Below are 13277 nucleotides of genomic sequence, written 5' to 3'. Positions count from 1 at the left end.
TATTTTCACTATCGTGGTAAAACCTACTCCTCGGCGTCCCGCCTGTGGGGTCTCACGCTTCGCTCTACTTCCCGCAAGAGTCAGGTGCCTTCCGCTCCAATTCACTAATAATTCTAAAGAAAAAACAAAAAGAACTTAAAAATAATTACACCATCATGTTTAATATGAAAAACTCAGGGTATTATATAAATACATCTAGATATCCATACCCCTATACTCCCTAGATGAAGGAAAGTGCTATGCGGGCACTTTCCTCTTTTTTATGTTTTTTGATAAAGTTCGATGAGTTCTTGAACGGCTTTGGAGACGGAGAGTTCATCTTTTTTTATTTTTTCACGGTACAAGGGCAAGTTATTTTTCACGATGGCTTGCTGGAAAAATAATCGTTCGATATGCATTTTTAGCGATGCATCAAGCCATTTTTCTTTTTGTTCATTTCTTCTTTGTTCGAAAAATCCAGACTGCTTCATTTCTTGTTGAAAAGTTTGAATTTGTGACCAAACATCACTCATTCCCTCATAGTATAAAGAAGAACAAGTTAATGCACTTGGGGTCCAACTTGGTGTGGCAGGTTGAAGAAAATGTAGAATTTGATTATATTCTTCGGCCGTTTTCTTTGCCTTTTTTACATTTTCACCGTCTGCTTTATTTACGACAATGGTATCCACTAACTCCATAATTCCTTTTTTCATTCCTTGCAATTCATCCCCTGCACCTGTTAAAACAAGTAGCAAGAAAAAATCGACCATATCTCGTACAAGCCCTTCACTTTGTCCTACTCCTACTGTCTCAACTAAAATAACGTCAAAGCCAGCCGCTTCACAAAGTAAAATACTTTCGCGTGTTTTACGATGTACTCCACCTAACGAACCACTCGATGGGGAAGGACGAATGAATGCTCTCGGATGCCTAGCCAATTGCTCCATTCTCGTTTTATCACCGAGAATGCTCCCACCACTTTTCGTGCTAGATGGATCAACAGCTAACACTGCTACTTTTTTTCCTTGCTCTACTAAAAATAAGCCAAATGCCTCAATGAATGTACTTTTGCCTGCACCTGGTACCCCAGTAATGCCTATTCGTATGGAATTACCTGTATGGGGCATTACTTTTTGCAGCACTTCCTGGCTTTGTTGGAAGTGCCGCTCTGCATTACTTTCTACAAGGGTAATTGCTTTTGCTAGGCTCGTGCGATTGCCATTCACTATTTCGTCTCTTAACTTGTTTAAATCAGTGTCTGCTTTTTTCACGAGCTTTCGTTTTTTACTCGCCATTTTCTTCTTCCACTTCCTCGTATCCGAGACGTTCGAAGATTTCTTCTAACACTTTTTCAGCAGCTACTGGAATGACAGTACCTGGTCCAAAAATAGCACAGGCTCCTTTCCCATAAAGGAACTCGTAGTCTTTATAAGGAATAACGCCACCAATTACAACTAAAATATCTTCTCTACCTAACTTCTTTAGCTCTTCTACTAGCTTTGGAAGTAGTGTTTTGTGTCCTGCAGCAAGCGAGCTAATCCCAACAACATGTACATCATTTTCTACTGCTTGTAGTGCTGTTTCTTCAGGTGTTTGGAAAAGAGGTCCAATATCCACATCAAATCCTAAGTCGCTAAATGCTGTGGCAATAACTTTAGCTCCGCGGTCGTGGCCATCTTGCCCCATTTTTGCAATCATAATGCGAGGTCTTCTACCTTCTAAATCGAAAAATTCATCTGTTTTTTCTTTAACGAGTCGAACTTCTTCTTCATTAGAAAATTCAGTGCTATACACGCCACTGATAGAACGGATTACCGCTCGATGACGTCCAGAAACTTTTTCAACTGCTTCTGAAATTTCTCCAAGACTCGCTCTAGCTCTTGCTGCTTCTACAGCTAATTCTAATAGGTTTCCTGTGTTTGTTTCTGCCGCTTTTATAATGGCAGCTAGCTTTTGTGCAACTTCCGCTTCATTTCTATTCTCTCTTAATTGCTCAAGACGTTTGATTTGTTTTTGTAAAACTTCTTCATTATTAATGTCCAATATTTCAATGTTTGTATCTTCTTTTTCTAATTTGAACTTGTTTACACCTATGATAGATTCCGTACCAGAGTCAATTTTCGCTTGACGCCTTGCAGCTGCTTCTTCAATTCGCATCTTCGGAAGTCCCGTTTCGATCGCTTTAGCCATACCTCCTAAAGACTCGATCTCTTCAATATGTTTCCACGCACGGTCTATTAGTTCTTTCGTTAACGTTTCTACATAATAAGAACCACCCCACGGATCAATCACTCTTGTTATCTCCGTTTCATCTTGTAAATATAGCTGTGTGTTTCTTGCAATTCGCGCTGAAAAATCGGTTGGTAGCGCGATCGCTTCATCTAATGCATTTGTATGCAATGACTGTGTATGACCATTCGCTGCAGCAAGCGCCTCAATGGCCGTTCTTGCGACGTTATTAAACGGGTCCTGCTCGGTTAAACTCCAACCAGAAGTTTGAGAATGTGTTCGTAATGCCATTGACTTTTCGTTTTTTGGATTAAACTGTTTCAACATCTTTGCCCATATATACCGAGCCGCACGCATTTTTGCCACTTCCATGAAAAAGTTCATGCCAACCGCCCAGAAGAACGACAGTCTCGGGGCAAATTTATCAATATCGATTCCAGCTTCTAAACCTGTGCGAACATATTCCAGTCCGTCCGCTAATGTGTATGCTAGCTCAATATCAGCCGGTGCACCTGCTTCTTGCATATGGTAGCCTGAAATACTAATACTGTTAAACTTCGGCATATGTTGGGATGTGTAGGAGAAAATATCCCCAATGATACGCATCGACATTTCTGGTGGATAAATGTACGTGTTACGAACCATATACTCTTTTAAAATATCATTTTGAATAGTACCAGCAAGCTGTTCTTTTGACACACCTTGCTCTTCTGCTGTTACGATGTAAAAAGCCATAATCGGTAAAACAGCACCGTTCATTGTCATGGAAACAGACATTTGATCGAGTGGAATTCCATCAAAAAGCACCTTCATATCAAGGATTGAATCAATGGCTACTCCCGCTTTTCCAACATCCCCAACTACGCGTGGATGATCGGAATCATATCCACGGTGAGTGGCTAAATCGAATGCAACAGATAAACCTTTTTGTCCCATCGCTAAATTACGACGGTAAAAAGCATTACTTTCTTCAGCTGTGGAGAATCCTGCATACTGACGTATCGTCCACGGCCTATTCACATACATCGTTGGGTACGGCCCTCTGGTATACGGTGCGATACCAGGTAACGTATCTAGGTGGTCTGCCTTTTGGACATCTTCTTGCTTGTACTGAGCTTTAATTTTAATTTTTTCGTTCGTTTCAAAAAATAAATCGTCTATTTGTTCCACTGATAGTTCTTCTTTTACTGTGTTTGTTTGTAATTTTACTTTTGAAAAATTAGGCCTCATCTGTTATCACCTCTAATACTTCTTGAATGGCAACTAGTTGTGTGTAGCAATTAGAACGCAAGTGAATAAAATCATGCACACCTGCTCCCATTAATGCAACTTCGTCTTTTCGATTGCCTGCTACTATAATGTAAGTACTTGGTAATGCAGCTTTCACTTCTTTCACAGTATTCGTTAACATTTCATCGTACGTTGTATCTGAACCACAAATAATTACTACTTTCGAGATTTCTTGGTTGGATTGTAACCAGTCTTTTACTGTATCTTGTGTCGTTAAGCTAGGGCTACTAGATGTGTTAACTCCCCCCACATATAAGAAGCTCGTTGCAAAATCAGTTCGCGGTTTATGATCTTTTAGCTCCCCAATGTTTATTAGCGTTGCCTCTGGAAGTTGGCCCGTCCTTTTTTCAAATTCTTTTGCTTGTAGTCGTAATTGCTCAAATGGCTCCGCTAGATGGATTGCTTTTAGCGGTTGGATTGTTGTTTTGTTCGTTCGTGTATTTGTGTCTTTTTTTTCTGAGAAAATATTTTCTTGGATAATAGCGTACATGTTAACTCCAACGAGCTTTTTCTTTCTATTTTTCACATCTTGAAGTTTTAAGTCGGCAATCATTTTGATGTCATTTTGGATGGAGCTTGATTTTAATGAAGCCAAGATGCCGCCTTCTGACTCGATTTCTTGGAAATAAGCCCAAGTGATTTCTGCTAGTTCGTGCGTTAATGTTTCTATATAATACGAACCTGAAGCAGGGTCCATAACTTTGTCTAAGAATGACTCTTCTTTTAAAATATAATGTGTGTTGCGAGCAATTCTCCTAGAGAAAGCGTCGTTAGCGTTTGCAAAACTGTCAATGTTTAAACTGTCTACTCCACCTATAGCTGCTGCAAAAGCTTCGGTTGTTGTACGGAGCATGTTTACGTGTTGGTCAAGGAACGATTTATTGAATTTTGATGTTCTTGCATGAATGGTCATTGGTGTTTGGTTTAGACCAAATTCTTTTTGTATGTTTGACCAAATAATTTTTGCTGCTCTTAATTTAGCGATTTCCATAAAAAAGTCGCTGCCGATAGAGAAAGTGAATACGATTTGGTTGGCGATTTCTTCTGGAGTTAGTCCTCTTTTTTGTAGTTGCGATATATACTCCACAGCAGTTGTAACGGATATTGCCAATTCTTGAACGGCATTTGCTCCTGCATTGTGGTAGGGTTGTGAGTCAATCCATATAGTTTTGACGTTTAAATTGTTGTTTTGGCAAAGTTTGATTGTTTCTGCCATTTCGTCGAGTTGAGTTGGTAGGTCTGGTACTTCTCCATTGGCTGCTAATGTGCCGATTGGATCGGCCCCGATGTAGCCACTTAATAATTGAGGTTCTTTTGTATAGTATAATAGAATTTCTAAGAAATGTTTGGAGTTAGTGCCAGTATGTACGTGCAAAGGTACGTTTGTAATATCAATACCATCTAATACCTGCTCTAATTCTTCTACTTTTGTAATGGTAATGGCATTCTGGTTTGTAGAAGGATAGGTGTAAAAGTTTATAGCCTGCAAGCCATAATGTAATTCACCTTTAATTTGTTCATTTGTTTCTTTTAGTGTTGATTGAGGCTGTAGTGTTTGACTTACTAGCCATGAGTTGTTGTTTTTTGTTTGTGGAAGCGGTGTTGTGTTTGGTGCTTCCGTATACAATGGTTGTCGTACAATTGCTTCGTACGTTCTGCTATTTAATGAATCTACTAGTTTTCCTTTTAATGTTTGCTCGACTTTTGCAATCCATTCTTCTTTTGTTGCATTTGGAAAACTACTATTTTTCATGTTTGGAAAATTCGTCGTGTCCATCTTCATCCCCCTTAGATGCCGTCTGGTGTTGGTTGTGCGCGTTGGTAACCGCTTACACCTTATTGTAACAAATTTTGAACTATTTCTAATTTTTATTTTAATATAATGTGGTTGTAAGTAACAACTTAATTGTTTTTGGGATTGGTTAGTCGGTTAGGGGGAGGTGGTAACGGGTGTGTTTGCATTTTCCTGTTTGGATTAAATTTATATTTTTTAGTATATTTTTAGCTCTAATTTGAGATGGTAAATTAAAGAATTCTCTGAACTCACTATTACTAAAACTGGACGAGATTAATAATGAATAGTCAATTAATGAATGTTGGACGATATCTTTAGTCTTCACTTTACAGTTATTGATGCACTTCCATTTATTGTTTTTTAATTCCAAAGGTAGAGCATTGCATTTAGGACATTTTGCACCTAATATTATTTCATCTTTATTAACTCCGTATTTGGATAAAATGTCGATCTTTTCAGGCTTATGATCTTGTACCAACTTTTCTCCAACTAAATTGAATTGTTCTGTATTGTATTTTGTATATTTTATTTTTTCGTCTAATTCTTGAATTTTCCAAGGTAGGGCATCTATACCGATGACTTTCTTAGCAAGGTTAGGAGGTAGTTTTGTAACATCAAATATTGTAGTAGGGTTTGTTATAACAACAAATGAGTTAATTGGAATTGAGGGGAAGTTGTTGTAGTTTAGCCATTTTCTAAGCATATGTTCTTGCCTTTGTACTTGCCAAATTGGATTTGTATAACTCTCTTTTTTACCATTATTGTTAATCTTAATTACTTGAGCCTCATCAAATATGACTTCGCCACTATAATTTTTTGCTTCAATTATATTAAATTGTTTCTTTGAATAAACAACGGAATCGTTTTGTGATGTAATTCCATCTACTTTTAGCCTCAGGTTTTGAATAATGTTAAATGTGCTGGGACAAATATATTGAAGTTGGTAATCTGTAGCCTTTTCACCTTGAAAACCAGCATTATACTTGCCGAAATCGGATTCTATTAAATGTCTTTTGTAGTGATTTTGGGAAAGTCTAGTTAAAAATGCTTCATATGTTTGTATTTTTAAAGGCTTATTTCTATATTTTATTATCAATAAATATCACTCCTATCATGTATGTAAAATACAAGATTAAATTATCATGTAATTTTTAAAAGGTCAATATTATTATTGGAATATTTTTCTGATTTTCAATCTATACTTTCTTTGCGTATGGATACTTTTTGCATGTCTATGGATACTTTTCTGGCCGCTATCTATACTTTTTTGAATTCTATTGGTACTGTTTTCTTCTCTATCTTTACTTTCCTCTGCTATGGATACTTTTTGTAGGTCTATGGATACTTTTTTGACCTCTATCTATACTTTTTGAGGGTCTATCGGTACATTTTTGAACTCTATCTATACTTTCCTCTGCTATGGATACTTTTTGTAGGTCTATGGATACTTTTTTGACCTCTACCTATACTTTTTGAGGGTCTATCGGTACCTTTTTGACCTCTATCTATACTTTCCTCTCCTATGGATACTTTTTGCAGCTCTATGGATACTTTTTTGAACTCTATCTATACTTTTTGAGGGTCTATCGGTACATTTTTGACCTCTATCTATACTTTCCTCTCCTATGGATACTTTTTGCACCTCTATCAATACTTTTCTTTTCGAAGTTCTATCATTATTTTTTCCTACCCAAACTATACTTATAAATGTTTGGTTCCATATAAAAACCCCAGCCTCAGCTGGGGTCACCATACACTTACATATTAATATACAGAAGTATTTTCCTTCGACATCTTCTCGATGATTTCTTTCACGCGTGCTAAGAAGCGGCCGCAAACTAGGCCATCTAGGACGCGGTGGTCAAGAGACATACATAGGTTTACCATGTCGCGAACTGCGATCATGCCGTTGTCCATTACTACTGGACGTTTCACGATAGATTCCACTTGCAGGATAGCTGCTTGTGGGAAGTTGATGATACCTTGTGATTGTACAGAACCGAATGAACCAGTGTTGTTCACTGTGAACGTTCCACCTTGCATTTCTGCAGATGTTAATTTTCCAGCGCGAACTTTACCAGCTAGGTCTGTAATTTCACGAGCGATACCTTTGATTGTTTTTTCGTCCGCATTACGGATTACTGGAACGTATAATGCATCGTCTGTTGCAACTGCAATTGAGATGTTGATGTCTTTTTTCTGAACGATTTTTTCGCCAGCCCACATAGAGTTGATTTGTGGGTACTCTTTTAATGCTTGTGCAACTGCTTTTACGAAGAATGCGAAGAATGTTAGGTTGAAACCTTCTTTTGCTTTGAATTCTCCTTTAATGGAGTTGCGGTATCCTACTAAGTTTGTTGCGTCTACTTCGATCATAGTCCATGCATGTGGAGCTTCGTGTTTCGAACGTAACATGTTAGTAGCGATTGCTTTACGTATACCAGATACAGGAATTTCGATATCGCCTGGCTCAACTGGTATATTCACTGGTGCTGCTGCTTTTGGAGCAGGAACAGATGTTGCTGCCGCTGGAGCCGCTGCAGGAGCATTAGCCGTCTCAACCTTTGCTGCTGCTGAAGTTTCCGATACTGCTGGCTTACTATCAGCAGTTGGTATGTTTCCAGATTCGATCACTTTTTGAATGTCTTTTCTCGTAATACGTCCGCCTGCTCCAGTACCTGTTAATTGCTCAAGGTCGATATTGTTTTCTTGTGCAAGACGTAATACTGCAGGAGAGTAACGACGTTTGTTTGGTGCATCCGCATCAGATGTAGCAGCTGCTGCTGGAGCAGTTACTTCCGACTTCTCAGGAGTTGCTGCAGGTTTTGACTCAGCTGTTGCTTCACCGCCACCTTCTGTTTCGATGTAACAGATGATTTCTCCTACTGCTAATGTGTCACCGTCTTCTGCTACTAACTCTTTAATTGTTCCAGTGAAAGAAGATGGAATTTCTGCGTTAACTTTATCTGTCATAACCTCTGCTAGAGGCTCGTATTTATTTACTTTGTCTCCAACGCTTACAAGCCAGCGACTGATTGTACCTTCCGTAACACTTTCGCCAAGCTGTGGCATTGTAATTTTCTCAACTGCCAAGATGATAACCTCCTTTTGTTCGTGAAAAAGTGGTGGGAATTAATTCGCCCACCAATATTCAAAGGGAAGGAAGTAACAGCTTCCTACCCATTTCATATAACAAATTAATACTCAGCTAATTCACGCATAGCCTTTTCTACTTTATCAGGGTTCACCATGAAGTATTTCTCCATTGTTGGTGCGTATGGCATTGCAGGTACGTCAGGTCCAGCAAGGCGCATGATCGGTGCATCAAGGTCGAATAAGCAATTTTCAGAGATGATTGCAGAAACTTCACTCATGATGCTTCCTTCTTTGTTATCTTCCGTAAGTAATAATACTTTACCTGTTTTAGAAGCTGCTTCCATGATCGCTTCTTTATCTAATGGATAAACAGTACGTAAGTCAAGAATGTGTGCAGAGATGCCATCTTGAGCTAGACGCTCTGCTGCTTGAAGTGCAAAGTGTACACATAATCCGTAAGTGATTACTGTGATGTCTTCCCCTTCACGTTTTACGTCTGCTTTACCGATTGGTAATACGTAGTCGTCTGTTGGAACTTCACCTTTGATTAGGCGGTAAGCACGCTTATGCTCGAAGAATAATACTGGATCTTCGTCACGGATAGCTGCTTTTAATAATCCTTTTACATCGTAAGGAGTAGAAGGCATTACAATTTTTAATCCAGGTTGGTTTGCAAATATCGCTTCTACGGATTGAGAGTGGTAAAGGGCACCGTGAACTCCTCCACCGTATGGAGCACGTACAACAAGTGGACAAGACCAGTCGTTGTTAGAACGGTAGCGAACACGTGCTGCTTCCGAAATAATTTGGTTTACTGCTGGCATGATGAAATCAGCGAACTGCATTTCAGCGATAGGACGCATGCCGTACATTGCTGCACCGATTGCAACACCAGCGATTGCTGACTCAGCAAGAGGTGCATCGATTACTCTATCTTCACCGAACTGATCGTAAAGGCCAGTAGTAGCCTTGAAAACTCCACCTTTAAGTCCAACGTCTTCTCCTAAAATAAATACTTTATCATCGCGTTCCATTTCTTCACGGATCGCCATTGTTACCGCATCAATATAAGATATAACTGCCATGATTTTTCCTCCTTACTCCGCGTATACGTGCTTTAATGCACTTTCTGGATCAGCATATGGTGCATTTTCTGCGTATTCTGTAGCTTCGTTTACGATATTCATGATCTTGTCGTTCATTTCTTTTTCTTTTGCTTCATCTAGAATTCCTAATTCTCTTAAGTAGTTAGCAAAGGAAATGATAGGATCTTTTTGTTTTGCTTCTTCTACTTCTTCACGTCCACGATATGCACGATCATCGTCATCCGATGAGTGAGGCGTTAGACGGTAAGCAATTGTTTCTACTAATGTTGGACCTTCGCCACGACGGCCACGGTCTGCTGCTTCTTTAACCACTTTATAAACTTCTAACGGATCGTTCCCGTCAACTGTTACACCAGGCATACCGTAACCAATTGCACGGTCCGAGATTTTTTCACAAGCAACTTGTTTCTCATAAGGAACAGAGATTGCATATTTGTTGTTTTCACACATAAAAATAACAGGTAATTTGTGAACTGCTGCGTAGTTTGCACCTTCGTGGAAATCACCTTGGTTAGATGAACCTTCACCGAAAGTTACGAATGTTACTAAGTCTTTTCCTTCAAGACGTCCACCTAATGCAACACCAACGGCATGTGGTACTTGTGTTGTAACTGGAGAAGAACCTGTTACGATACGGTTTTTCTTTTGACCAAAGTGACCTGGCATTTGACGTCCACCGGAGTTTGGATCTTCTGCTTTCGCAAAACCAGATAGCATTAAGTCTTTCGCAGTCATACCGAAAGTTAATACAACACCCATATCACGGTAGTATGGTAATACGTAATCTTTTTCACGATCTAGTGCAAAAGCTGCTCCGATTTGAGCTGCTTCTTGCCCTTGACAAGAAATAACAAATGGGATTTTTCCAGCACGGTTTAATAGCCACATACGCTCGTCAATACGGCGTGCAAGTAGCATAGTTTCAAACATTTCTAATACATTTTCATCTGATAAGCCTAGGGCTTGATGACGATTTTCAGCCATGTAAAGTTACCTCCTTATATGTAGAGGGGGCTAAATTGCCCCATTTTTAATTTTAGATGTCTAGCTCCAGGCATTAGCAGCTAAGCAAATGCCTGGAGCTTTTCTTACTAAGAATGAATTGCTTTTCCATCAACAGCAAGTGCTGCTTCACCAATTGCTTCAGATAATGATGGGTGAGGGTGAATAGTGTGACCAATTTCCCAAGGAGTCGCATCAAGTACAAGCGCAAGACCTGCTTCAGAAATCATATCTGTAACGTGTGGTCCAATCATGTGAACTCCTAAGATGTCATCATTTTCCTTGTTGGCAATAATTTTCACAAAGCCATCAGATTCACCGTAAACAAGAGCTTTACCGATCGCACGGAAAGAGAATTTACCTGTTTTAATTTCAAAGCCTTTTTCTTTTGCTTGTTCTTCTGTGTAACCAACACTTGCCACTTCAGGGGAGCTGTATACACATTTAGAAATGGAAACGTAGTCGATTGGCGATGGATTTTCTCCAGCAATGTGTTCAACCGCTACTATTCCTTCGTGAGAAGCAACATGTGCTAGTTGAAGACCACCAATTACGTCACCAATTGCATAGATGTGAGACTCTTTTGTTTGAAAGTAATCGTTTGTTAGGATAAATCCTTTATCAACTACGATATCCGTATTTTCTATTCCAATACCTTCTACGTTTGCTTGACGACCTACAGATACAAGCATTTTTTCTGCAGTAAAGGATTTTTCTACCCCTTTATGCTCTGCTTTAATTGTTACAACATCCGATTTTACTAATGTCTCAGGAAGCACTTTTGCACCTGTAACAACTTTCACACCATGCTTTTTCATTAGGCGTTGCATTTCTTTAGAAATTTCTTTATCTTCTGTTGGTAAAATACGATCTGCATATTCTAATACCGTTACTTCTACGCCAAAGTCAGATAACATGGAAGCCCACTCGATACCGATTACGCCTCCACCAACGATGATGATTGACTTTGGTAATTCTTCTAATTGAAGTGCTTCATCAGAAGTCATTACTAAAGTACCGTCAATTTCTAATCCTGGAAGTGAACGTGGACGAGATCCTGTCGCAACAATAACGTTTTTAGGAATTAACATTGCATTTTCATCGCCATTTTCAAATTCTACAGAAATAGTTCCTGGCATTGGTGAGAAAATAGAAGGTCCCAAAATACGTCCTGTACCGTGGAATACATCGATTTTCCCTTGTTTCATTAAATGTTGCACACCGCCATGAAGTTGGTCGATGATTTTTTGCTTACGTTCTTGAACTTTTAGGAAATCAAGTTTTACATCGCTTGTTACTACCCCAAATTCTTCACTCTTTTTCGTTTGTGCATATACTTCTGCACTACGAAGTAAAGCTTTACTTGGAATACAACCTGCATGTAGACACGTTCCACCAAGTTTTTTCTTTTCTACTACTGCTGTTTTTAGTCCTAGTTGAGAAGCACGGATTGCTGCAACGTAACCGCCAGTTCCGCCTCCTAGGATGACTAAATCATACTCTTCTGCCATTGTTTCCGCTCCCTTCTAGTTTAGTACTTTACTGTTTAGTTTCTTCCCTGGATAAACTTTTGCATCTTCTTCCCCACGAAGTACACGAAGTGCTCCTTCTGTTAATGCTTGTAGTTCATTTTCACCTGGGTGAACGATCACATCAGCAATCCAACTAATTCTATCTGAAATTGCCTTAACAAAACCTTTTCCGTAAGCTAATCCACCTGTTAAAATGATGGCATCTACTTTACCAGAGAAAACGGCACTTGCTGCACCAATTTCTTTAGCAACTTGGTAAGCCATTGCATCGTAGACAAGCTCTGCATCTTTGTCGCCAGCTTCAATCATTTTTTCTACTTTTACAGCATCGTTTGTTCCAAGGTAACCTACTAGTCCACCTTGACCAACAAGCTTTTTCATAATTTCGTCACGGTAAAAATCACCTGAGAAGCATAAAGAGACTAAGTCACCTGCAGGAACAGTTCCTGCACGTTCTGGACTGAATGGTCCATCTCCGTGAAGACCGTTATTAACGTCGATTACGCGACCGCCTTTATGAGCTCCTACCGTAATACCTCCGCCCATATGTGTAACAATTAAGTTTAAATCTTCGTATTTTTTTCCAAGTTCTTTTGCTATACGACGAGCAACTGCTTTTTGGTTTAGCGCGTGGAAGATACTTTTTCTTTCAATTAAAGAAAAACCTGACACACGTGCAATATCTGAAAGTTCATCCACCACAACTGGGTCAACGATAAATGAAGGTATATTTAGACCAGTAGCGATTTCGTATGCTAAGATTCCGCCAAGATTAGAAGCATGTTGGCCAGAGAAACCTACCTTCAAGTCTTGTAACATTTCAGCATTAACTGCATATGTGCCACCTTCGATTGGACGTAATAGTCCACCGCGACCACATACAGCACTTAGTTTTGAAATATTGATTCCTTCTTCGTCTAACGTTTCTAGAATCGTTTTCTTCCTGAATTCATATTGATCAAAAATAGTTGCAAAGCTATTGATTATTTCGCTATCATGACGAATTGTTTTTTCAAATACTGATCGCTCGTTATCAAAGACACCGATTTTCGTTGATGTTGAACCTGGATTGATGACTAGAATGCGATATTCTTGTTCTAACAAAGTTGAAACCTCCAATAAAAACTGGAAAGAAGCGTTACACCTCTTTCCATGTTCAGTAATTTTTAAAATACCCCTTTACGGAACAGTTATCTTCTTTTATCCCCTATAGTGTCCCTTTTTTATGGAAGTTGTATTTAAAAATAA

9 protein-coding genes are annotated in these 13277 nt (G+C 39.1%); all 9 read right to left on the bottom strand.

The genetic code is table 11. The features are described 5' to 3' along the window. Positions 1-260: 260 nt before the first annotated feature. Positions 261-1274 (bottom strand): methylmalonyl Co-A mutase-associated GTPase MeaB, encoded by a 1014-nt coding sequence (gene meaB / locus CDZ89_RS07385; protein WP_100333437.1) that lies wholly within the window; start codon positions 1272-1274, stop codon positions 261-263. After that, the gene (scpA, locus tag CDZ89_RS07380) at positions 1264-3438 is read right to left on the bottom strand and encodes a methylmalonyl-CoA mutase (RefSeq protein ID WP_100333436.1); all 2175 of its coding nucleotides are present in this window, start codon (positions 3436-3438) and stop codon (positions 1264-1266) included. The genes meaB and scpA overlap by 11 nt, the downstream gene beginning before the upstream one ends. After that, a complete protein-coding gene (locus CDZ89_RS07375; protein ID WP_157842693.1) occupies positions 3428-5275 on the bottom strand; it encodes a methylmalonyl-CoA mutase subunit beta in 1848 nt (615 codons plus the stop codon). Before CDZ89_RS07375 ends, scpA begins: the two co-directional genes overlap by 11 nt. 145 nt (positions 5276-5420) lie before the next feature. Next, entirely contained in the window at positions 5421-6389 is a 969-nt protein-coding gene (locus CDZ89_RS07370; RefSeq protein ID WP_096153498.1) for a nuclease-related domain-containing protein, read from the bottom strand. Between the two features lie 668 nt (positions 6390-7057). Next, positions 7058-8386: a dihydrolipoamide acetyltransferase family protein gene (locus CDZ89_RS07360; RefSeq protein WP_096153496.1), complete on the bottom strand. Its 1329-nt coding sequence runs from the start codon at positions 8384-8386 to the stop codon at positions 7058-7060. A 104-nt stretch (positions 8387-8490) separates the two neighbouring features. Continuing rightward, entirely contained in the window at positions 8491-9474 is a 984-nt protein-coding gene (locus CDZ89_RS07355; protein ID WP_096153495.1) for an alpha-ketoacid dehydrogenase subunit beta, read from the bottom strand. 12 nt (positions 9475-9486) lie between these two features. Beyond that, complete coding sequence (locus CDZ89_RS07350; protein WP_100333434.1) at positions 9487-10479, bottom strand: thiamine pyrophosphate-dependent dehydrogenase E1 component subunit alpha; 993 nt, start codon at positions 10477-10479, stop codon at positions 9487-9489. 107 nt (positions 10480-10586) lie between these two features. Further along, positions 10587-12008, bottom strand: coding sequence for a dihydrolipoyl dehydrogenase (gene lpdA, locus CDZ89_RS07345; protein WP_100333433.1), 1422 nt, complete (start codon positions 12006-12008; stop codon positions 10587-10589). A 15-nt stretch (positions 12009-12023) separates the two neighbouring features. Next, a complete protein-coding gene (buk, locus tag CDZ89_RS07340) occupies positions 12024-13133 on the bottom strand; it encodes a butyrate kinase (RefSeq protein WP_096153492.1) in 1110 nt (369 codons plus the stop codon). Positions 13134-13277 lie beyond the last annotated feature (144 nt).

The organism is Bacillus alkalisoli, from assembly GCF_002797415.1.
Lineage (GTDB): Bacteria > Bacillota > Bacilli > Bacillales > Bacillaceae_I > Bacillus_CD > Bacillus_CD alkalisoli.
The sequence above is the reverse complement of the archived record's forward strand: the minus strand, read 5'-3'. Positions and strand labels throughout refer to the sequence as shown.

Bases quoted from the DNA above. Each gene is read 5' to 3' on its own strand.
- meaB (WP_100333437.1), bottom strand. From the start codon at position 1,274: ATGGCGAGTAAAAAACGAAAGCTCGTGAAAAAAGCAGACACTGATTTA.
- scpA (WP_100333436.1), bottom strand. From the start codon at position 3,438: ATGAGGCCTAATTTTTCAAAAGTAAAATTACAAACAAACACAGTAAAA.
- CDZ89_RS07355 (WP_096153495.1), bottom strand. From the start codon at position 9,474: ATGGCAGTTATATCTTATATTGATGCGGTAACAATGGCGATCCGTGAA.
- CDZ89_RS07375 (WP_157842693.1), bottom strand. From the start codon at position 5,275: ATGGACACGACGAATTTTCCAAACATGAAAAATAGTAGTTTTCCAAAT.
- lpdA (WP_100333433.1), bottom strand. From the start codon at position 12,008: ATGGCAGAAGAGTATGATTTAGTCATCCTAGGAGGCGGAACTGGCGGT.
- CDZ89_RS07350 (WP_100333434.1), bottom strand. From the start codon at position 10,479: ATGGCTGAAAATCGTCATCAAGCCCTAGGCTTATCAGATGAAAATGTA.